21 protein-coding genes are annotated in these 21,694 nt (G+C 58.7%); 7 read left to right on the forward strand and 14 right to left on the reverse strand.

Going from position 1 to position 21,694, the window contains the following annotated elements:
• Nucleotides 1-78 precede the first annotated feature (78 nt).
• From HFD92_RS07925 to HFD92_RS07955, 7 genes are all read right to left on the reverse strand, one after another.
• The gene (locus HFD92_RS07925) at nt 79-867 is read right to left on the reverse strand and encodes an ABC transporter ATP-binding protein (RefSeq protein WP_058957239.1); all 789 of its coding nucleotides are present in this window, start codon (nt 865-867) and stop codon (nt 79-81) included.
• Complete coding sequence (locus HFD92_RS07930; protein ID WP_046102848.1) at nt 864-1,550, reverse strand: ABC transporter permease; 687 nt, start codon at nt 1,548-1,550, stop codon at nt 864-866. Before HFD92_RS07930 ends, HFD92_RS07925 begins: the two co-directional genes overlap by 4 nt.
• Before the next feature lie 9 nt (nt 1,551-1,559).
• Entirely contained in the window at nt 1,560-2,285 is a 726-nt protein-coding gene (locus HFD92_RS07935; RefSeq protein ID WP_009092725.1) for an ABC transporter permease, read from the reverse strand.
• A gap of 6 nt (nt 2,286-2,291) precedes the next feature.
• The gene (locus tag HFD92_RS07940) at nt 2,292-3,140 is read right to left on the reverse strand and encodes a transporter substrate-binding domain-containing protein (protein WP_185185194.1); all 849 of its coding nucleotides are present in this window, start codon (nt 3,138-3,140) and stop codon (nt 2,292-2,294) included.
• A 13-nt stretch (nt 3,141-3,153) separates the two neighbouring features.
• Nucleotides 3,154-4,344, reverse strand: coding sequence for a M20 family metallopeptidase (locus HFD92_RS07945; protein ID WP_167428696.1), 1,191 nt, complete (start codon nt 4,342-4,344; stop codon nt 3,154-3,156).
• A gap of 241 nt (nt 4,345-4,585) precedes the next feature.
• Complete coding sequence (locus tag HFD92_RS07950) at nt 4,586-5,482, reverse strand: alpha/beta fold hydrolase (protein ID WP_167428697.1); 897 nt, start codon at nt 5,480-5,482, stop codon at nt 4,586-4,588.
• Between the two features lie 51 nt (nt 5,483-5,533).
• The gene (locus HFD92_RS07955; RefSeq protein ID WP_111207205.1) at nt 5,534-6,148 is read right to left on the reverse strand and encodes a TetR/AcrR family transcriptional regulator; all 615 of its coding nucleotides are present in this window, start codon (nt 6,146-6,148) and stop codon (nt 5,534-5,536) included.
• A 170-nt stretch (nt 6,149-6,318) separates the two neighbouring features.
• Here HFD92_RS07955 and HFD92_RS07960 point away from each other — a divergent pair, with 170 nt between their 5' ends.
• Complete coding sequence (locus HFD92_RS07960; RefSeq protein WP_140029275.1) at nt 6,319-7,350, forward strand: AI-2E family transporter; 1,032 nt, start codon at nt 6,319-6,321, stop codon at nt 7,348-7,350.
• Here the strand turns inward: HFD92_RS07960 and HFD92_RS07965 are convergent.
• Nucleotides 7,339-9,993, reverse strand: a complete 2,655-nt coding sequence (locus HFD92_RS07965; RefSeq protein ID WP_255461707.1) for a cation-transporting P-type ATPase — start codon at nt 9,991-9,993, stop codon at nt 7,339-7,341. The genes HFD92_RS07960 and HFD92_RS07965 overlap by 12 nt on opposite strands.
• Before the next feature lie 287 nt (nt 9,994-10,280).
• Complete coding sequence (locus tag HFD92_RS07970) at nt 10,281-10,595, reverse strand: hypothetical protein (RefSeq protein ID WP_167428698.1); 315 nt, start codon at nt 10,593-10,595, stop codon at nt 10,281-10,283.
• Here HFD92_RS07970 and HFD92_RS07975 point away from each other — a divergent pair.
• The 3 genes from HFD92_RS07975 to HFD92_RS07985 are packed head-to-tail and all read left to right on the forward strand — an operon-like array spanning nt 10,582 to nt 15,693.
• Nucleotides 10,582-11,670 (forward strand): efflux RND transporter periplasmic adaptor subunit, encoded by a 1,089-nt coding sequence (locus tag HFD92_RS07975; RefSeq protein WP_167428699.1) that lies wholly within the window; start codon nt 10,582-10,584, stop codon nt 11,668-11,670. The two genes, HFD92_RS07970 and HFD92_RS07975, sit on opposite strands and share 14 nt — an antisense overlap.
• The gene (locus HFD92_RS07980; RefSeq protein WP_167428722.1) at nt 11,670-14,738 is read left to right on the forward strand and encodes an efflux RND transporter permease subunit; all 3,069 of its coding nucleotides are present in this window, start codon (nt 11,670-11,672) and stop codon (nt 14,736-14,738) included. Before HFD92_RS07975 ends, HFD92_RS07980 begins: the two co-directional genes overlap by 1 nt.
• The gene (locus tag HFD92_RS07985; protein ID WP_167428700.1) at nt 14,731-15,693 is read left to right on the forward strand and encodes an acyltransferase family protein; all 963 of its coding nucleotides are present in this window, start codon (nt 14,731-14,733) and stop codon (nt 15,691-15,693) included. Before HFD92_RS07980 ends, HFD92_RS07985 begins: the two co-directional genes overlap by 8 nt.
• Here HFD92_RS07985 and HFD92_RS07990 read toward each other — a convergent pair.
• From HFD92_RS07990 to HFD92_RS08000, 3 genes are all read right to left on the reverse strand, one after another.
• The gene (locus tag HFD92_RS07990; protein WP_111207211.1) at nt 15,643-16,371 is read right to left on the reverse strand and encodes a DJ-1/PfpI family protein; all 729 of its coding nucleotides are present in this window, start codon (nt 16,369-16,371) and stop codon (nt 15,643-15,645) included. The two genes, HFD92_RS07985 and HFD92_RS07990, sit on opposite strands and share 51 nt — an antisense overlap.
• 99 nt (nt 16,372-16,470) lie before the next feature.
• Nucleotides 16,471-16,794: an AzlD domain-containing protein gene (locus HFD92_RS07995; protein WP_167428701.1), complete on the reverse strand. Its 324-nt coding sequence runs from the start codon at nt 16,792-16,794 to the stop codon at nt 16,471-16,473.
• Nucleotides 16,791-17,459 carry an AzlC family ABC transporter permease gene (locus tag HFD92_RS08000; RefSeq protein ID WP_185185195.1) on the reverse strand — a complete coding sequence of 223 codons (669 nt, stop codon included), beginning with the start codon at nt 17,457-17,459 and terminating at the stop codon, nt 16,791-16,793. The genes HFD92_RS07995 and HFD92_RS08000 overlap by 4 nt, the downstream gene beginning before the upstream one ends.
• Before the next feature lie 111 nt (nt 17,460-17,570).
• Here HFD92_RS08000 and HFD92_RS08005 point away from each other — a divergent pair, with 111 nt between their 5' ends.
• The gene (locus HFD92_RS08005; protein WP_046102838.1) at nt 17,571-18,119 is read left to right on the forward strand and encodes a helix-turn-helix domain-containing protein; all 549 of its coding nucleotides are present in this window, start codon (nt 17,571-17,573) and stop codon (nt 18,117-18,119) included.
• On the opposite strand, the gene HFD92_RS08010 is transcribed toward HFD92_RS08005, so the two are convergent.
• Nucleotides 18,120-18,458 (reverse strand): hypothetical protein, encoded by a 339-nt coding sequence (locus tag HFD92_RS08010; protein ID WP_167428702.1) that lies wholly within the window; start codon nt 18,456-18,458, stop codon nt 18,120-18,122. It abuts the gene before it with no gap.
• A 90-nt stretch (nt 18,459-18,548) separates the two neighbouring features.
• Here HFD92_RS08010 and zigA point away from each other — a divergent pair, with 90 nt between their 5' ends.
• Together zigA and HFD92_RS08020 are read left to right on the forward strand one after the other, a co-directional pair.
• The gene (zigA, locus tag HFD92_RS08015) at nt 18,549-19,778 is read left to right on the forward strand and encodes a zinc metallochaperone GTPase ZigA (RefSeq protein ID WP_167428703.1); all 1,230 of its coding nucleotides are present in this window, start codon (nt 18,549-18,551) and stop codon (nt 19,776-19,778) included.
• Between the two features lie 93 nt (nt 19,779-19,871).
• On the forward strand, nt 19,872-21,050 hold the full coding sequence (locus HFD92_RS08020) for an FAD-binding oxidoreductase (protein ID WP_167428704.1): 1,179 nt from the start codon (nt 19,872-19,874) through the stop codon (nt 21,048-21,050).
• Nucleotides 21,051-21,053: 3 nt separating this feature from the next.
• On the opposite strand, the gene HFD92_RS08025 is transcribed toward HFD92_RS08020, so the two are convergent.
• The coding region (locus HFD92_RS08025) for an aldehyde dehydrogenase family protein (protein ID WP_167428705.1) at nt 21,054-21,694 on the reverse strand (641 nt) is incomplete at its 5' end.

Raw genomic sequence — 21,694 nt, forward strand, 5'->3', positions numbered from 1 at the left:
CTGTAACAATCCCCGGCGTTCGCCCGGGGATTGCTGACATTCTTAAGGTGTCGTTCGCGCTGCGCGGCCCTGCCTGCTTCAGCCTGCCTGGCCGGTGTTACGCTCAAAGTGACTGTTCACAAAGGCGCGGCAGCGTGGCGAAATGGGATCGAGGAACACCTGTTCCGGCGAACCTGACTCCTCGATGATCCCCTGATGCAGAAACACCGCCTTGTTCGACACGTCACGCGCAAAACCCATCTCATGCGTGACGATAATCATGGTGCGCCCCTCTTCCGCCAGGCCGCGGATCACCCGCAGGACTTCGCCCACCAGCTCCGGATCCAGCGCCGAGGTCGGCTCATCGAACAGAATCGCTTTCGGCTGCTGCGCCAGCGCCCGCGCAATGGCCACACGCTGCTGCTGTCCGCCGGAGAGCTGAGAGGGCCAGGCGTCGCGCTTTGCATACAGCCCGACCTTGTGCAGCAGCGCTTCCGCCTCTTCGACAGCCTCGCGGTGGCTGCGCTTCTGCACATGAACCGGGGCTTCAATAATGTTCTGCATCACGGTTTTATGCGGCCACAGATTAAAGCTCTGAAACACAAAGCCGAGCTGCATGCGCATCAGCTTAATGCGCCGACGCTGCTCCCGGTTCAGTTTTTCATCGGCATTATCCAGCGTGACGCTGACTTCGCCTACCGCTATCTCACCGGCCTGAGGCACTTCAAGAAACGGGATGCAGCGCAACAGCGTACTTTTGCCCGATCCGCTGGCTCCAATCAGCGAAATCACGTCGCCATCCTGGGCAGTCAGACTGATGTCGTGCAGCACTTCGTGTCCCGCATAACTCTTTCTGAGATGGCTCAGCATAATCGTGGGGGCCGTCATGAGCGTGCTCCAAAATAGTAAGGTGACAGGCGTCGTTCCAGCATTGATACGCCTTTGCTGACCAGCATGGTCAGTATCAGGTAGATCACCGCCGCGCTCAGGAATACCTCCAGCGCCCGGAACGTGGAAGAGACGATGGAATCCGCAATGCCGGTCATCTCCATCAGGCTGATGGTGCTGACCAGCGAGGTCGCCTTGATCATAGAGATGATTTCATTGCTGTAAGCCGGAAGCGCCTGACGGATCGCAATCGGCAGAGTGATGCGGGTAAAGATTTTGTACGACGACATGCCCGACACCCTGGCGGCTTCCAGTGACTGCGAGCTGACAGCCCGCAACCCGCCGCGCAGGATCTCCGAGGTATAGGCGGCATCATTGAGGATCAGCGCCAGCAAGCCGCACCAGTAAGGATCGCGCAGCAGCGGCCAGAACAGGCTCTCCCGCACCGCCGGTAAACTGCCGAGTCCGTAGTAGACCATAAAGATCTGGATCAGCAACGGCGTGCCGCGAAACAGCCAGACATAAAAGCGGCAGAACAGGCTGCCGACTCGCGTCATGCGCAGCAGATTAAGCAGCAGCGCCAGTACGCCCCCTCCCAGCAGCGACAGCAGCGCCAGGTTGATGGTCAGCGGCAATCCCTTCAGCAGCGCCAGCAGCGTCTGCTGTAAAAAGTTGATATCCACGTGGACTCCCTAGCTTTTCACGCGCTGTTGACCGCGCATCGCAAATTTCTCCACGTAGCGGAACACCATATCGGAGCAGGTGGTGATAATCAGATAGATCACGGCACCCACGCTGTAGAAGAAAAAGGACATCTGGGTCGAGTTGGCCGCCGTTGAGACCTGATTCATGGTTTCAACCAGTCCGGTCACCGACACCAGTGCCGACTCTTTGATCACCGATTGCCACTGGTTGCCCATACCGGGCAGCGCCGTGCGCAGCGCCTGCGGGACGATGATGCGACGGAACATCATCAGTCGCCCCATCCCGGTGACGGTCGCTGCTTCCAGCGTTCCACCCGGAATAGCGTAGAAGGCCCCCCGGAATACGCCGCTCTGATAGGCACCCGAGATCAGCCCGATGGCAATCGCTCCCGCCACGAAACCGTTCACATCGAACGGCCCCTGCAGGCCCAGCGCGGTGCCGACGGCGGAAACTACCTGGCGTCCGCCGAAGTAGAACAGATAGATCACCAGCAGTTCCGGCACGCCACGAAACAGCGTGATGTAACCGGCTGCCAGCCGCTGCTGCCAGCGCGCGCCGGCGATCTGCATCCAGCAGAGGACGCTGCCGAGCAGCGCACCCAGCAGCCAGGCGCAGAGTGAAACGCTGACGGTGACGGCCGCGGCGTTAAGCAGCACGCCGCCCCAGCCCTCGTCCCCAAAACCCAGCATCTGCCAGTCAATGTTCATCAGCATCCGCGGTTACGCTTTTGGCGCGACGTCTTCGCCAAACCATTTGATCGACAGTTTGCTCAGCGTGCCATCTTTGATCATCGACTCCAGCGCCTGATTCAGCACCTGCTGCAGCTCGCTGTTCCCTTTGCGCAGGCCAATCGCCGAGCCCGCGCCCAGTACGCCACCTGAGAAGCCGTAGCCGCTGCTGCTGATCGCATCCGCATGCTTTTTCACAAAGGCGTTGAGGTTGGTGCGGGACGCCATTACCGCGTCAACACGCCCGTTCATCAGGTCAGCAAAGGTTTCAGGGCCGGCCTGATAGGTCCGGATGGTGGCGACATCGCCGAGGTATTTCTGCAGGAAATCGGCCTGAATGGTGGCGACCTGTACCGCGATGGTTTTGCCTTTGAAGGTGGTTTTCAGATCGTCGATCGCTTTTTTCATGCCTGCGTCATCAACGGCCGTGACCACCGTGCCACTGCCTGGCAGCGTGGCCAGCGGGCTGTTTTTGGCGGTGACAAAGCTGGAGACGCTGACGGTGTACTGATGGGTGAAGTCAATCGCCTCAGCCCGTTTCGGCGTCACGGTCACCGCATCAACCACCGCGTCATATTTGCCGTCGATCAGGCCCGGGATCATGCCTGACCATTTCTGGGCAATGATTTCATATTTAAAGCCAGCCCGCTTAGCCAGCTCCGTCACCATATCGGGCTCATAGCCGACGATTTTTCCGCTCGGGGTGGTCTGATTGAACGGCGGATAAGCCGCTTCGGTAGCAAACTTCAGGGTGCCAAAATCTTTTGCCTGGCTGAATGCAGACGTGGCAAGCAGGGCCACGGTCAGAGAAGCCGTGAACAGACGGTTACGCATCATCATAAAACCTCATTTATTATTCGGAGAGTAAATCAATGGCAAGGCGGGTCAGCGCCTGCGTCCCGGCGGCAATACTGCGTTCATCCGGCTGATAGTCGGAGTTATGCAGGTGATCGTCACGGCCCGGGGTTGCCGAACCGATATGGATCTGACATCCCGGTACCCGTTCCGTAAACAGTGAAAAATCTTCGGCGCCAAAGCTGGCGCTCGGCTGAGCGATGATGGCTTTACCGAACTGATGAGACAAAATCTCTTCCAGGGCGTCAATCAGGCGATCGTCATTCATCAGGGGCGGAACACCCCGCTGGAAATTCACCTCAACCCGCACATTCTGCGCCAGCGCCACGCCTTCGCACATCCGTTTAAACGAGGCTTCCATCGCAGCACGCACCTCGGGAGATTTGGTCCGGATGGTGCCCTGGAACAAGCAGCTGTCAGGAATGATGTTGTGGGTGGTGCCGCCCTCAATGTGTCCGATGGTTAACACGGCAGAGTGCGCCGGATCGCGTTCACGCGAAATGATGCTCTGTAACTGGCTGATGAGATGCACGGTGGCGATGATCGGATCGGTGCCCATGTGCGGACGCGCCGCGTGGGTTGAAACGCCCTGCACCGTGACATCAAACTCGTCACTGGAGGCGGTGCTGGCGCCGCGGGTCAGCGCAATCTCACCCGCGGTCAGTTCAGGCTTGTTATGCAGGGTGATCGCCCAGTCGACGCCGTCTGCCGCGCCATCGGCGATCATCGCTGCGGCACCGCTCTCAGGCGTCTCTTCTGCGGGCTGGAAGATCAGCCGGACGCAGCCTTTCAGTTGCTGTCGATAGTGCGGCAGGAGTGTGGCCACACCCAGCATCGTCGCGGTGTGAATATCGTGACCACAGGCGTGCATCCTGCCGGGATAGCGGCTGGCAAACGGCAGACCCGTCTGCTCATGGATGGGCAGCGCATCCATGTCGGCGCGCAACAGCAGCGTCTTTCCAGGCTCTGCGCCCACAATATCCACAACAACGCCGCTGCGGCCGACGCCGGTTTGCGGGTCCAGACCCTGAGCCCGCAGGTAGTCGGTCACCACCTGGGCAGTGCGCAGCGTATCAAATCCTAATTCCGGATGCGCATGGATATCACGGCGAATCGCAACCAACTGCGATTCAAGTTCATTGACTCTGGCTTTTATTTCCCCGGCCAGTCGTGCTTTTTCCTGATTCATAGCCGCCCCGGCAATAGCAGACCGGCATGCCTATGCCGGTCCTTATTTTTATTTCATCCTGATACAGGATGGTGATGACCGTTTATTTATTCACAGCACGTGACAGAAAGCAACGCGTAATGCGCCTTCAGGAATTAATATAAATCAATAAGATAGAATTATTTATTGGAAAGCCGTATGAGAGAATCGTGGATAAGTAATAATATTAATAATCCACTTCGCAACATTACTTTCCCTGATATTAATTTATCCGTTCCGGCTTATCCGGATGCCGCATAAAAAAGAGTGAGAGTATTTCCGCTAATTTCTCCGGCTGTTCGTCCGGAATAAAGTGGCCACAGTTGAGAATATTTTCACTGTAAACCGGCTGCGCCACCGCGCGTAACGGTGTGGCCATATCCGGTATCGACCCCTGATCGGCACTGACTGCCAGCAGCGGTATCTCCAGTTTCCCTTTTAGCGCGCGCTGGCGATTCTGCTCTGCAGAGCGCTCAAACGAACGGTAGAAAGCGAGTCCGGCGCGCAGCGCGCCGGGCTGCTGAAAGATGCGCAGATATTCACGACGCGCCGCCGCATTAATATGATGCGGATTCGCGGCCTTACGGTTAAAAAACCACTCCAGGTAGATCGCCTCTCTGCCCGCAATCAGCGCTTCCGGCAGATCATTCAGGCCATGAAAGGCGAAGTGCCAGATTTTAGCGGCGTTTTCACCCGTGACAGGCAGTGAATCTGGCAGGGTAACACCGGGTATGCCGCCATCCAGCAGTGCAAGAGAGCTCACCCTTTCCCTGAAGCCCGCGGCCAGCGCCCACGCGACCCAGGCACCAATATCATGCCCGACCAGATGAAAGCGTTTGATACCCAGCTGATCCAGCAGCGCCACGATATGCTGCGCCACGCTGTCGGTGTCATAGCCATCGGGCGGAAAGTCTGAATCCCCCTGGCCAGGCAGGTCAGGTGCAATCACCTGAAAACGGCTCGCCAGACGGGGGATCACCTCCCGCCAGGCGAAGCTGCTCTGCGGAAATCCGGCGAGCAGCACCACAGTTTCTGCCTGCGCATGGCCTGCGCTAAGGTAGTGCAGCCGCTGTGAATCTGTCCGGACAAAATGGTGCTGATAGGGAGCAAAAGCGTGCATAAAACCTCCTGATAATAAGGAAACGGTCATTTCCTTAATGAGCAAAAAAGTTCAGTCGACGATTTTCAGCGCCAGCGGAATGATGCTGGCATCGGGCCGGGTGGCCGCCACTTTGCCCGCCACCCGCATGCCCAGCACCAGACAGAGCAGCAGTGAGGCAGTGGAGTCACACTCCAGTGACGGGTTGACTGAGCCATCCTGCTGACCCAGACGGATAAGCTGCTGCAGATTTTGCTGATTGCGCAGCAGGGCGGCGCTGACCGCATCAGCCAGCTCCTCATCCAGAGTGTGCAGCTCAACGGCACTGACCGCGACCAGACAGCCGCGTTCACCTTCAACGTCGCGCACGGAATCGACATAAAAACGCAGCAGCGCCGCCAGCTTCTCCCGGCCCGTTTCACATTCAGCCAGCCGCGCGGCCAGACTGCTGTTCCGCAGTGAGAGATAGCGGGCAAAAACGGTTGCAAACAGCGTGCGCTTGTCGGTAAAGGCCTTATAGATGCTGCCGGTGGTCAGCTGCATCGCCTGCCCGAGATCGCCGACTGACGTCGCGTGATACCCCTTCTGCCGGAACAGCAGCATCGCCCTGTCCAGTGCGGCATCCGTATCGAATGCCCGGGGTCGTCCCCGCTCGTGATGGGGGTTGTTATTCATCGTCGATTCCATTAGGAAATGATCATTTCCTTTAAGATAGCCGTTTTAACTTTGCGGGCAAAGCTTTTTTAACACCCTTTCTCATCCGCCTGTGGAGGGCCTCTCACCCCTGACCTGACGCAAAGCAGTCAGGCTGACGCCTCATCTATACTGCTGCTTCTGTTAGCTGAAGGAGCCCCATCATGGGACTACGCTGGTTCACTCCCGGGTCACCGCTGGCACGCGTGCTGTTTATGCTCGCCTGCCTGACCCTTATTCTGACAGGCCTCTATCTGGCCGCTCCGCTCATCAACCAGGTTCTGCTGGCGATGCTGCTGGCTATCATGCTTGACCCGTTGATTACCCGGCTGGATAAAAAGCGCATCCCCCGCATCGTCTCGTCACTGCTGGTGATCAGCCTGATGCTGTTTATCATGGTCATCACTACCCTCAAGCTCTCGGTGCTGACACCGGATTTGATGCAGCTCAGTCGTCAGGCGCCGGTGCTGCTGGCCGCCCGACTGGATCAGCTGACGCTGGCTTTTGCCCGGCTGGATATTGCGGTCACCCCCAACAGATTACTGGCCTTTGTGGATGCGGGGGCGATAGTACGTATCGTCACCGCCTTTCTGACGCAGATCCCGGGCGTGATCTCCTGGTGGATTATGGTGTTCCTGATGCTGCTGTTTATGCTCTATGAGATGCCGCTGCTGAAAAAGGCGCTGCAAATGCGTATGCAGGGAGAGCAACGGGCCTTTTATCTGGCGTTACATGAGGGGATTCAGAGCGTCATTGTTTATGCCCGGGTGAAAACCCTGACCAGCATTCTGGGTGGGGTGATCGTGGGCGCCGGCGCACATCTGATCGGGCTGAAGTTTGCCTTTTTCTGGGGCGTGCTGATGTTCATTTTTAACTACGTGCCGGTGCTGGGTTCGTTTCTGGCGGCCATTCCGCCCGTGATCCAGAGCTATCTCCTGTTCGATCTGCAGGTCGCACTGGCGGTAGCCCTTTTCTTTGTGGTGCTGAATCTCTGTCTGAGTTCGGTGATTGAACCGCTGCTGATTGGCAAGCGACTGAATCTGGCACTGACCACGCAGCTGCTGGCCTTTCTGTTCTGGCAGTCGCTGCTGGGGATTACCGGCGGGATACTGGCCATTCCGTTGACCTTTCTGATCAAAAAAGTCCTGCTGGCGAGTTATCCCCGGCAGGACCCGATTTCTGAGTTAACGCAGTGACGGCGTTTTCACCCGCCAGCCGCGGGTGAGACGTTTTTCAATCTCTACCACGGCAAAGATGGCGATGCAGACCAGCAGCGAAATCAGCCAGTAGTTGATCGGCAGCGGGCGGGTACCAAACAGCGTGTTCATCAATGGCACATAAATGATGATCGCCTGCAGGATAATCAGCACCAGCGTGACGAGCCAGAGGCCCCGGTTTTTCAGCAGACCGCGATCCAGCGAGAAGCCATCGGTGTTACGGCAGTTCAGCATATAGACCCACTGCGCCGTTACCAGCATCTGCAGCAGCACGGTGCGGATAAACTCCGGGGTATAGCCGCGTGGCTGCAGCCAGGCTTCCAGCACAAAGGCACTGACCGCGATCAGCAGACTGACAAAGACCACGCGCCAGATGGCGTAGACATCCATAACATGGGCCTTAACATTGCGCGGTGGCCGGCGCATCACGTTAGCTTCGGCAGGCTCAAACGCCAGACCAAATGACAGCGTGGCCGAGGTCGCCATGTTCATCCACAGAATCTGAACCGGCGTTAACGGCAGCAGATTGCCCATCAGAATCGCGATGATGATCAGCAGCCCCTGTGCCATACAGGTTGGCATGACAAACAGAATGGTCTTTTTCAGGTTGTCATAAACCCGACGCCCTTCTTTGATCGCCGCCGCGATAGTGGCGAAATTATCGTCAGCCAGAATCATATCGGCCGCCTCTTTGGTGACCTCCGTGCCTTTGATGCCCATCGCAATGCCCACGTTAGCCTGTTTCAGGGCGGGGGCATCGTTCACGCCGTCGCCGGTCATCCCGACGATCTCCCCACTCGCCTCCAGCGCTTTTACCAGGCGCAGCTTATGTTCCGGGCTGGTGCGGGCAAAAATGTCATAGGTTTTCGCGGCCGTGGCCAGTTCGGCGTCGTTCATATGCTCCAGCTCATAACCGGTGATGGCGGCCTGGCTGTTACCGATCCCAAGCATCTGACCAATCGCCATCGCCGTTTCCTGATGGTCGCCGGTGATCATTTTGACGCGGATGCCTGCTTTCTGGCACTCATCAATGGCCGCAATGGCTTCCGGACGTGGCGGGTCCATCATGCAGGCCAGCCCCAGCAGAACCATCTCACTTTTCAGATCGGCGTGATCCAGCGACGTCACGGGAGCGGAGGTTTTTTTCCAGGCGGCAGCGACGGTGCGCAGCCCTTCACTGGCGTAGGTGGTAATGGCCGCATCCCAGTATGCGCGATCAATCGGTTCCGGGCCGTCCGGAGTCTGCTGCTGCTGGCACAGCGTCAGCAGGACATCTGGCGCGCCGGTCAGCAGCACCCAGGATTCGCCATTAACCACACAGCTGACGGACATATATTTGTAGAGGGAATCAAACGGCAGTTTGCTGACCACTTCCACCGGCTGCGGGGTTGTCAGGCCTTTGGCCGCCAGCACCTTGAGCGCCCCTTCGGTCGGGCCACCGACGATGGACCAGTGTCCCTGACTGTCCTGACGCAGCTGGCTCTCGTTACAGATATCGACCGCCTGCAGGAACTGCTGGAAGAGAGGGTCCTGCGCCGCATTCACACTGCCCTGCTCCGCCACGATCTTCCCTTTGGGTTCGTAGCTGTTACCGCTGACACGCCAGCGGCTCTTTGCCAGCACCACTGCTTTCACGGTCATCTCATTCATGGTCAGCGTGCCGGTTTTATCGGAGCAGATCACGGACATCGCGCCCAGCGTTTCCACAGTCGGCAATTTCCGGATAATCGCATTGGATCGCGCCATCGACTGGACGCCCAGCGACAGGATGATGGAGATAATGGCGGGCAGACCTTCCGGCACGGTAGCAACGGCGAGGCTGATCACGGAGAGCAGCAGTTCGCCCAGCGGGATATCCCGCAGCAGATAGCCAAAGATAAACAGCACCACCATCATCGCCAGGATGATGAGAAAAATTGCCTTACCAAGTTTATCGATCTGCACCAGCAGCGGGGTTTTCGCCTCTCTGATGCCGCTGATCATCGCGTTGATATGACCCAGTTCGGTGTCGCCGCCGCTGGCAATGACCACGCCTGATGCAGTACCGGAACTGACGGTGGTGCCGGAGAAGGCCAGATTCAGTCGGTCGCCCAGCGATTTTTCACCGCTGAGCGTATCGCTGTTTTTTGAGACCACGGTCGATTCGCCGGTAAGAATGGCTTCTTCAACCCGCAGATTATTCACTTCATACAGTCTCAGGTCGGCCGGAATTTTATCGCCGGGCCGCAGCATGACCACGTCACCCACCACGATATCGCGCGTCGGCACCGTGACCTGTTTGCCATCCCGAATCAGCATCGCTTCGCTGGCGAGCATATTCTGGATGCTTTTCAGTGATTTCTCGGCATTGTTCTCCTGGACAAAGCCGATAAGGGCGTTAATCACGGCCACGCCAATAATGACAAAGGTATCCACCCAGTGCCCCATCATCGCGGTGATCACCGCCGCCGCCAGCAGGATATAGATCAGCACATCTTTAAAATGGGCGATGAATCTGAGCAGCGCAGACTGGTCAGCCTTTTGCGGCAGGGCGTTCGGGCCCTGCTTCCGCAGACGTTCCTGGGCTTCGGCAGTCGATAATCCGGCGGGCGAGCTTTTCAGATCAGAAAATATCTCTGTCACACTGCGCTGATACTAGGGGCGCTCAGATAAAGCTGATGCTTTATCCTGCTTATCATTATTTAGCATATATAAACCTCGTGCCATTTAGCGATGAATTAAAGGCGCAATTAAAGGCACGCATTTTGCGGGAAGCCGTGCCCGCCGGTTATGACCGATATCATATTTAGGTAAGAAACGTCCGATGGATAACATAAACAGGCTAAATTAAATCTGACTTATATTATGAGAATGACAAGATGCTTTTCGTTTAACTACGGTTTAAGTCATCTGAGGCAGTGTGCTTCGGCTTATATTTCGCCTTGAAAAAGGAAACGCTGATGAAAAATCAGAGCATTATCATGCTTTGCGGTTTCGTTATTTTCGCGGTCACCGCCACAACGCTGACAGGCCTCCTGACCTGGCTGGTGGTGAGGCAGCTGGCGGCATAAAACGGATTCACAAACCTTTTGCCGTTGCGGCAGACGCAGACGCAGACGCAGACAGTGAATATTAAACTTTATTTTATCCCGGTTGCGAAAAGCATCAGGGCGAATCACGCCCTGGTGTTTATCGTGCCGCCGTGAAATAGCTGCAGCTAAGGCGAAGACAATGATTAAACGCAAAGTTATCTCTGTTTTTCTCTGCTGTTTTTTTATGACAGCGTGCGATGAAAAAAAAGAACCGGAAGATCAACCCCCCCGCGTAATTAAAGTTTTTACGCTTGATTCGGACATGGCGCAAAATATCCGGGTCTTTCCTGCGCGTATTCAGGCCGGAGATAATACCGATCTCGCCTTTAAACGGCCGGGCCAGTTGAGTCAGCTCGATATACGGGATGGCACCGCGGTGAAAGCGGGACAGGTTCTTGCCAGCCTGAACGATGCCGATGCGAAGCTGCGGGTGCGGGACCGGCAGACGGCGCTGCAACTGGCAGAGCGGCAGTTTCAGCGTTTCCGCACGCTGGAGCAGCGCAGCGCCGTGTCGAAGTCAGAGATGGACGTGCAGCGAGCGAACCGCGACACCGCCGCGACGGCCCTGAAAATCGCGCAGGAAGAGCTGCAGTTTCTCACCCTGCGCGCGCCGTTCGACGGGGTGATAGCAAAAGTGCAGGCGCGAAATCATCAGGTGGTGGCCGCCGGGCAACCCATTGCGCTGCTGACGCGATCCGATCTGCTGGACGTTATCTTTACCGTGCCGGAAACCCTCTTCTCCGCGCTGGACGTTCAGAACCGTCACTATCAGCCCGAAGTGCAGTTTAACGCCCTGCCGGGCCGCATTTTTACCGCGCAGTACAAAGAGCACACCAGCCAGACCAACGCCGCGACGCTGACCTGGCAGGTGGTGCTGACCATGCCGCGTCCGGCCGAGCTTCCGGGCGTCAGCGGCCTCAGCGGCTCGGTTCGCGTCAGGCTGCATAATCTGCCGAATGCCGCCGCCCAGCCGCGGCTGGTGGTGCCGGTGGCCGCCGTGTTCAATCCGGACCGCAGCCCGACGAATCAAACGCACGTCTGGCTGGTCGACGAAGCGGGCGACGGCTTGCGCGTCACTGACAGGCCGGTCACCACGGGCCGCCTCACCGCTCAGGGCATCGAGATCCTGAGCGGGCTGAAGCCGGGCGACCGTATTGTCGCCGCTGGTGTGGGGGAGCTGCGCCAGGGTGAAGCGGTGCGCATCTGGCAACGTGAGCGGGGGTTATGATGGGTATTCAGGCGCATTTTCTTGATAAGCCCGTCCGCATCTGGCTGGTCATTCTGCTGCTGGGCGTGGGAGGGATCTACGCCCTGCTGAATATTGGCCGGCTCGAAGATCCGCTGTTTACCATTAAGTCGGCGGTGATTGTCACCCACTATCCCGGCGCATCCGCGCAGCAGGTGGAGGAGGAGGTTACGCTGCCGCTGGAAAATGCGCTGCAACGTCTGCTTTATCTGGACAACGTCACCTCGATTTCAGGCAATGGCCTGTCGCAGATTACCGTGAATATTCACACCCGCTATCTGGCCGATCAGCTGCCGCAAATCTGGGATGAGTTGCGCCGCCGGGTTGGCGATGCGGCCCGGCAGTTTCCCCCTGGCGTGCAGGCACCGCTGGTCAACGACGACTTTGGCGACGTCTACGGCTACTTCTTCGTCATCCACGGCAAAGACTTTACCAACAGCGAGCTGCGCAACTATGCCGATCAGCTGCGCCGCGATCTGGTGCTGGTGCCCGGTGTGGCGAAAGTGGCGGTGGCAGGCGTTGAGCAGGAGGAGATCCGCATCGCGCTCTCTACCAGCAAGATGACCGCTTACGGCATAACGCCGCAGCGCGTGGCGGACCTGCTGAGCCGCAACAATGGCGTGGCCAGTGCCGGTGCGCTGCGGGTGGAGAGCGAGTCGATCCGCTTTCATCCCACCGGCGAGCTGGTGACGCCTGACGATCTGGCTGATCTGCCCCTTCTGCCCGCCGGCAGTCCGCAGAATCTCCATCTGCGTGATATCGCGACCCTGACACGCGGCGTGACCGATAATCCGGCCAACCTCTACTTTGCTGACGGGGAAGCGGCGCTGGCGATTGGCGTCTCGTTTGCGCCAGGCGTCAATGTGATCGACGTCGGCAATGCCCTCACCGCGAAGCTGGAGCAGGATCAGCAGGACACCCCCGTGGGGATCAGCCTGAAGGTTTTCTATAACCAGGCGCACGAAGTCAGGCAGTCGGTCGACGGCTTTATCCTCAACTTTCTGATGGCGCTTGCCATCGTGGTGGGCACGCTGCTGCTGTTTATGGGCCTGCGCAGCGGCATGGTGATTGCCGCCTCGCTGGCGCTTAACGTGCTCGGTACGCTTCTGATCATGTTTCTTTTTAACCTGGAGCTGCAGCGGGTGTCGCTGGGTGCGCTGATTATTTCACTCAGCATGCTGGTGGATAACGCCATCGTGGTGGTGGAAGGGATAAAGATCGATCATCAGCGCGGCCGCCCTCTGCAACAGGCCATTGCCCGCATGGTGCGTCGCAGTGCCCTGCCGCTGCTGGGTGCCACGGTCATCGCGATTCTTGCCTTTGCGCCGATTGGACTGTCGCAGGATTCCACCGGTGAATATTGCAAATCGCTGTTTCAGGTGCTGCTGATCTCCCTGATGCTGAGCTGGATAACCGCCCTCACCCTGACGCCGGTCTTTATCCACTGGAGTGAACGGCGACGGGGTGCGATTCAGCCTGAGCAGAACGCCGCCTCTGCGCCTTATCAGGGGGTGGTTTTCCGGCTCTATCGCAAGGCGCTGGGTGGTCTGCTGCGTTTTCGCCTGACGACGCTGACGGTGATGGTGGCACTGTTAGCCCTGTCGCTGTATGGCTTTACCCTGGTGAAGCAGAACTTCTTTCCTTCCTCCGGCACGCCGATCTTTTTTACCGATCTCTGGCTGCCCTACGGCACCGATATCCACTATACCGCCGGGACGGCAGCGGATATTGCGCGTTTTATCAATCAGCAACCGGACGTCGCGGCGACGGTAACGACCGTCGGCCAGGGCGCGCTGCGCTTTACGCTTACCTATGACGCCGCACGTCAGTACAGCAACTTCGCCCAGATTATGGTGCGGGTGAAGGATGGCAGGCAGATGGAGGCGCTGTCGCTGAAAACCGAGAGGTTTATCCAGCAGAACTATCCGCAGGTCAGGCCACGCATTAAGCGCATCCAGTTTGGCAGCGCCAGCGACAGCGCGATTGCACTGCGGGTTATCGGTCCCGATCCTGAAGTCCTGCGTCATATCGGCAGCCAGCTGGATGCGATTTTCCTGGCTGATGGCTCAGCCTTCCCGGTTCGTAACGACTGGCAGGAGCGCAGCAAGGTGCTCCGCCCGCTCTATTCGGTGCTGCGCGGGCAGGAGCTGGGCATCGATAAGCGGGATATTGACCAGGCGCTGAGGATGAATTTCAGCGGTGACGCCGTCGGCCTTTTCCGTGACGGTTCGCGGTTGATGCCGGTGATGCTCTACCCCGCCGATGAGGAGCGGCAGAGCGTCGATCATATTGAGAATATCCAGCTCTGGAGTAGCGCCCTGCAACACGTTGTCCCGATGAGTAATGTGATCGCGGACTTCCGGCTGGAGTGGGAAAATCCGCTGATTATGCGTCGTGACCGGACGCGCGTGCTGACCGTTCAGACCGATCCCGATCCGGCTTCGGGGCTGACCGCAGCCCAGGTGGTGGCCCGGGTCCGGCCGCAGATCGATCAGCTCAGACTGCCCGCAGGTTACCGGCTGGAATGGGGTGGCGAGCTGGAGAGCTCGCGTGAAGCGCAGAGCGGCCTGCTCAGTTCGCTGCCGGTGGGCTTTCTGGCGATGTTCATCATTACCGTGCTGATGTTCAACTCGCTGCGCGACGCCGTGGCTATCTGGATTACGGTACCACTGGCTTTGATTGGCGTGACCTGTGGCTTTCTTCTTACCGGTATTCCGTTTGGCTTTATGGCGCTGATTGGCCTGCTGAGTCTGTCGGGTATGCTGATCCGCAACGGGATCGTGCTGATTGAAGAGATCCGGCTGTTCCGCCAGGAGAAACCTTTGCAGCAGGCGATTACTGATGCCGCGACGTCACGCCTGCGCCCTATTCTGCTGACCGCCTTCACTACGGTGCTGGGTCTGCTGCCGCTGCTGCGCGACGTTTTTTTCCAGAGCATGGCGGTGGTGATTATCTTCGGCCTGGGGTTCGCCACCGTGCTGACGCTGCTGGTGCTGCCGGTATTGTATCGCTGCTTCCACGATGGGGAGCAGGAGGCGCAGGGTGAATAAGAGCGGGCTGGCGATGCTGAAGACGCTGGCCTGCATCGCGGCGGTGTCGTTTTTTACGCTTTATCAGAGTTACGACCGGTACTATTACGATGTCAGCCTGACGCTCAACGTGCTGAGCTTCGTCTCCACCATCGCCACGCCGCTCTATTTTCTGCTCAGCGGCTATATGGATGCGGGTGAGCAGCCTACCCCTGCGTGGCAGCTCGGCAGGATTCGCCGCATTCTGCTGATCTTTCTCTTCTGGTTCAGCTTTTTCTGGCTTGCCGGGATGCACCACAAGGGGTATCTGATTCAGCCGTGGTTTGTGATCGCGCTGATCGTGATTTATGTGTCGCATCCCCTGATCGACCGGCTGGTCCGGCGGCCGGGCGTGATGGCGTCACTCATTTTTCTGCTGCTGATTTTCGCGTTTACCTATGATCTGCTTGCCAGTCTCTCTCCTGAGAGGCGCTTTTTATCGCTGCCGCCGCAGTATCGCATCTGGACATGGGTGCTCTACTACCTGTCGGGCCGGCTGATGGCCGCGCCCGCCGTCATGCCTTTTTTCACCTCACCGCGGGTGATAAAAACCAGCCTGCTGCTGCCTGCGGTCTACCTGTTTACCTGGCTCTACGAGCGGTATTACTTTATTGCGCGCTTCCTGGCGACCAGCAACGAGGTGCTGCTGACCGGTTCACAGGTTTATCTGCTGGTGGTGCTGATCGTCATCAGCATCAACGCCATCCGGCTGCCGGCGCGCGCCCGGTGGGTGACGCCGCTGCTGACCACACTGGGAAAAACCATGACGGGTGTTTACATCCTGCACTATCTGATTTTTGGACTGCTGGCCGCAGCAATCCGCATCGAGACGCTGGGCGATAAGCTGCTGGTTATCGCCCTGACCCTGATATTCAGCATGACAGTGTCACTGCTGCTGCTGCGTATCCCCGGCGTGCGCAAACTGATCAGCCTGTAGCCGCGCTGCTGCCGCTTCGGTGGCCGCACGGCGCGTGGCGATAAACGTCGCCATCTTCGTCCGGGCTGCTTCGACTTCCTGAGGGGGAGCACTCTGCGGAGAACCGCTGTTATAGGGCGGCGCAGGATCGTATTCCATCTGCAGCTGAATCGCTCTGGCTGTCGCGTCATCTGCAATCTCCGCCACCAGCGTCAGGGCAAAATCGATGCCGGAGGTCACGCCTGCCCCGGTGATGCGATTGCGGTCCCGTACCACCCGCTCACTCACCGGCTGCGCACCCAGCAGAGCCAGCTGATCGAGGGAACTCCAGTGTGAGGTGGCCCGGTAGCCCTGTAACAATCCGGCGGCCCCCAGCACCAGCGAACCGGTGCAGACCGAGGTGACCCACTGCGCCTCACCGGCTCGCTTCCGGAGGAAGTCCAGCGTTTCCGTGTCCGACATCAACGCAATCTGGCCCGGCCCGCCGGGCACAAAAATCACATCCAGTGGCGGGCAGGCTTCAAAGGTGGTGGTCGGTACAATCGCCAGGCCACGATCGGATCGCACCGGCTGAGTATCCTTCCAGATCAGATGGCACGCCACGCCGGGCGTGCGCGCAAAGACTTCCCAGGGACCGGTTAAATCAAGCTGGGTGAGTTCGGGGAACAGCAGCAGACCTATCTGTAACGGACGAGGCATAGAAAACTTCCTGTCAGGAGATAAGGGATCATCATGCCGTGATCCCAGACCCGAATACAACGTCCCGCCCCTTTTTTCGGTCTGAGGAGTCCCGCGTAGTCAGGGCACACCGAGAAACCGCAGCAGCGCCGTCATCACCGCCGCGCCGAGAATAATCATAATCAGCGGTGCCCGACGCCAGGCCAGCAGCAGGGCAAAGCCGACTCCGGCTACCCGGGCCACCCCGGCAAAATGGTGACCTTCAAACAGCGTCGTGGTCGCCGCCACCGCCAGCAGCAGGATGGTTGCAGCATCGGAGAGCATCTGCTGTGAGCGCTCACTGATAGGAAGACGGTTGCCCAGTCTGACACCGGCAAACCGCATCAGCCAGGTGCCGGCGGCCAGCAGGGCGATGCCTGCGATGAGGGTTCCCTGATGCGTCATTTGCGCGATCTCCATGTCAGCAGGCCAAGCAGCGAAAACAGCACCGGCATGCCTGCCGGTACCAGCGGCGTCGCCACCAGTGACAGCAGCGCGCCAACGGTGGCGGGGATCCGGGTGCGTCGCTGCCGCAGCGCCGGGAAGATCAGAGCGATAAGAATCGCCGGAAACACCGCATCCAGCCCGATGACCGAAATATCGGGGATGAACTGACCAATCATCGCCCCGGTCATCACGGTGGTCGGCCAGATCAGCCCGATACCGATGCCGCACAGCCAGAATGCGCAGCGCCGCTGAGCCAGCTGCGGCTGAGAGATGCCAAAGACCACGCTTTCATCATTCATGATGTGACAGCCAAACCAGCCCCGTGGTCCCTGACCCACCAAATCTTTGACCGCGATGCCAAACGGCAGATGACGCGCATTCACCAGCAGGCCCGCCGCGGCGGCGGTAAAGGGACTGCCTCCGCCGGCTACGATGCCGATGAACAGAAATTCTGACGCCCCCGCCAGCACCAGCGTTGAGAGGGCCAGCGGCACCCAGAGCGGGAATCCGTCGGCAGACGCCAGCGAGCCATAGGATAAACCGACAATACCGTCAGCGACGCAGACAAGAAAGATCGCTTTGATCACCCCCTTGTCCAGAACCTGCATGTGCGGAAAAAGCATCACTCCCTCTCATAATGAACATATAATCCGATATAATGAACACGTTATAATCGATTTACAAGTCGAACGTTTCGTTCGATATAAAAAACAGTGCATCTGTCAGGAGTGCAAGTGAATACCCCTATCAGCATTATCGCCAGTGCATTAGTGCGGGAACGTCAGCGGGCAGGCCTGTCGCTGGCCGAAGTGGCACGCCGTGCCGGGATTGCCAAATCGACCCTGTCACAGCTGGAGGCCGGTGTGGGCAATCCCGGCATTGAAACGTTGTGGTCACTCTGCGTGACGCTGAACATCCCCTTTTCGCGCCTGATGGAGCCGGACACCCGTCAGCTGCAGGTGATCCGCCGAGGAGAAGGCCTGTCAGTGACCGCTGAGCTGGCCGATTATCAGGCCATTTTACTGGCTTCCTGTCCTCCCGGTGCCCGGCGTGATATCTACCTGCTGGAGGTTCAGCCTGGCAGCGAGCGCGTTTCACATCCGCATAATCCCAATACGGTCGAGCATATTATTATTGCCCGCGGCCGGGCGCTGGTCGGGCCGGTCGACACGGCGGTCGAACTGAACGTCGGGGATTACATTACCTATCCGGGTGACGAACCTCATCTTTTCCGCGCACTGGAAGCGGATACGCTGGCGATGATGATTATTGAGAATCACTGATCACCCTGCGGTCAGGAGAGACTGACTCTGTTCGGGCGTCAGGTGGGTAATCAGCTGCACCTGACACGCCAGCGTGATGGCCGGATAGTGCTCACGCATCCCCGCCAGCAGCACCGCATCCGGCCACTCTGCCTCTTTTCCCAGTGCGGCGGCGACATCGGATAACCGCAGGGTGTCGATCCGCGTCACCCACACCACCACCGAGTCCGCCGCATTCTGCTGATTGACCAGCCTCAACGGACCGGTGACGATCTCGCCCTCCTGCCAGCGCACCGTCGAGGTTTTTTCGCCACGCCTGACTTCAGGCATCAGACGCGGAACGAGCGTGAGTTGTTGCATGACCTCTCCTTTTTTGGCGTCCCGGTTGAAAAGAGCGCCATAAATGTTATGTTATAACATATCTATTGGTCACTCATTACAGGTAATACTATGCCACTCTCTCCCCTGACATCAGAAGATCCGCGTCTCCCCGTTGCGGTTCTCTCCGGCTTTCTCGGTGCCGGTAAAACCACCCTGCTTAACCATATTCTCAACAACCGGGAAGGACGCCGCATCGCGGTCATCGTCAATGATATGTCTGAAGTGAATATTGACGCGGCCCTGGTGCGTAACGGCGGTGCGCAGCTGTCGCGCACCGATGAAAAACTGGTTGAAATGAGTAACGGCTGCATCTGCTGCACGCTGCGTGAAGATCTGCTGGTAGAGGTAAAAAGGCTGGCTCAGGCGGGACGTTTTGACCATCTGGTGATTGAATCCACCGGTATTTCGGAGCCGCTGCCCGTGGCGGAAACCTTTACGTTTGAGGATGAAGAGGGTGAAAGCCTCTCCGCCTATGCCCGGCTGGACAGTATGATCACCGTAGTGGATGGCTTTAACTTCCTGCGCGACTACCGTTCGGTGGACGATCTGCAGTCGCGCGGCGAGTCGCTGGGCGCGCAGGATGAGCGCGCGGTGGTGGATTTGCTGGTGGATCAGATCGAGTTCTGTGATCTGCTGGTGCTGAACAAAACGGATCTGCTCAGCCCGGCGGAGCTTCATCAGCTGCAGGGCATGCTGCGGGCTCTCAATCCCCATGCCCGCATCGTAAACAGCGAATTCGGGCAGGTTCCGCTGGCGACGCTGCTCAGCACCGGCCGGTTCGATTTCGACCGGGCCGCGCAGGCTCCCGGCTGGCTGCAGACGCTGCGCGGTGAGCATCAGCCGGAATCAGAAGAGTATGGAATTCGCAGTTTTGCCTGGCGCGCCCGTCGTCCTTTTCATCCCGCGCGCTTCTGGCAGGTGGTCAATCACCAGTTGGAGGGCGTGATCCGCTCTAAAGGATATTTCTGGCTCGCCAGCCGGCCGGGTTATGCGGCGCTCTGGTCACAGGCGGGCGCGGTAGCGCGCCAGGGTTACGCCGGACGCTGGTGGGCCAGCGTGCCACGATCCGACTGGCCTCAGGATGCGGATACCCTTAACTTCATTGCTGAACAGTGGCAGGAAGGCGCCGGGGATGCACGTCAGGAGCTGGTCTTTATCGGTATTGAGATGGACGAGACACATATACGGGACGCGCTGGAACAGGCGCTGCTGACCCCTGAGGAGATGGCGATGGGACCGGAGCTGTGGGTCACCCTGCCCGATCCGGTGCCCGCCTGGTTTGATGAGGTGACGGCCTGACAGGAGAGTTGACGGCACTTCCAGGCTCCGTAATAGTGGACTGATCCGGCGGGCGACCCTCGCCCGCCGATCTTCATTCCGGGGAAGCCAACTATGCCACAACGTATTGCCGTTATCGGTGCCGGCGTGCTGGGTTTAGCCGTTGCGCAGTCGCTCTCCTGCCGCGGCGCGCAGGTGACGGTCTTTGATAAAAACCTTCCCGGCTGCGGCACCAGCCAGATCAGCTATGCCTGGGTTAACGCCAACGGCAAAGATCCCGCCCGTTACCATGAGCTTAATGCCGCTGCGATTGACGAACACAAGCGCTGGCAGGCTGCACACCCGTCATCGCCACAGTGGCTGCTGGAAACCGGTACGCTGGAGTGGGCGAGCGATGAAGCCACTCAGCGTCAGCTGGAGCAGCGAGCCGCGAAACTCTCTGCCCTGCACTATCCCGTCGAAACCCGCGATCGTGCCGCGCTGCTGAGCGCACTGCCGGAGCTTCGACTCGATCCCCGCGTTCAGCAGGGATGGTTTTTTCCTTCGGAATGCCTGCTCTATCCGAGCCTGTTTATCGCCTCTCTGATAGCCGACCTGCGGGCCAGTGGTGGCCAGCTGGTCTGCAACAATGAGGTGACCACGCTGACCGAATCAGACCGTGATGTTCAGCTGACCCTGGCCAGCGGTGAAACCTGGCAGGGGGATCAGCTGGTGCTGGCCTGCGGCCGCTGGGCCCCGGAACTGATGAGCCAGTGCGGGCTGCAACTGGCGATGACCGATGCGAACCGGGCCGATCCTGTTGCCTGCAGTTTTCTGGCACAGACGCAGCCGTTACCTGTCTCGCTCAACTGCAATCTGATTACGCCGGAACTTAATGTGCGCCCGGATGGCGCGGGTCGTCTGATGCTGCAGGCACTGGATCTGGATCAGCACGCCGATCCGGCCCGTCCGGCTTCTCCTGATGGGCTGATTGGAAAAGAGATGCTGCGACGCCTGCAGCGGCTTTTCAGGCAGTGCGAGGGCGCGAGGATTGAGCGGATAGAAACGGGACAGCGGTCGCGGCCGTCCGATGGACTGCCTGCGCTGGGGTATATCAGTGATGCTTCACGTGTCTACCTGATGGTCAGCCATAGCGGGATGACCCTTGCCCCGTTGCTGGGCAGGCTGGTGGCAGAGGCGATGCTGAGCGGAACAGCTTCACCGATGCTGAGTGCTTTTGCTCCTCATCGGCTGCTGCGTCCGCTCAGTGCGGGTTCCAGACCCGCACATGCCTATCTTCCGGCTGCACAGTAACGCTTAGCGGCGATTCTTCCACACGGTCTGGACGTTACAGAACTCATGTACGCCGAAATGTGACAGTTCACGGCCGTAGCCGCTTTTTTTCACGCCGCCGATGGTGACACGCGGATCGGATGCGCCGTTGCCATTCACAAAGACGGCCCCGACTTCCAGCTGCAGCGCCAGCTGATCGGCGATCGCTTCGTTACCGCTCCAGACGGTGGCGCTGAGGCCAAAGTCGCTGTCGTTGGCGATCTCCAGTGCATGTTGTGGATCGCGTGCGACCGCAATGGCGGCGACGGGGCCGAACAGCTCCTCTCTGAAAGCGGTCATGGCAGGCGTAACATCGGCAAGAATAGTCGGAGCATAATAATTCCCCTCCCCTGCTACCTTCTCGCCGCCCAGTACCAGACGGGCGCCTTCACGCAGTGTCGCCTTAACCTGACCATCCAGTTCATCGCGCAGATCGGCGCGTGCCATCGGGCCGAGGAACGTTTTTTCGTCCAGGGGATCGCCCATCGTCAGGGCCTGCACGGCTGCGGTGAAGCGTTTTTCAAACGCTTCTGCGATTGGCGCTTCCACAATAAAGCGCTTGGCAGCCATACAGACCTGTCCGGTGTTCTGGAAACGTCCGATGACGGCTGATTTCACGGCTTCAT

It is taken from the genome of Pantoea sp. EKM101V (assembly GCF_011800325.1).
GTDB lineage: Bacteria > Pseudomonadota > Gammaproteobacteria > Enterobacterales > Enterobacteriaceae > Pantoea > Pantoea anthophila.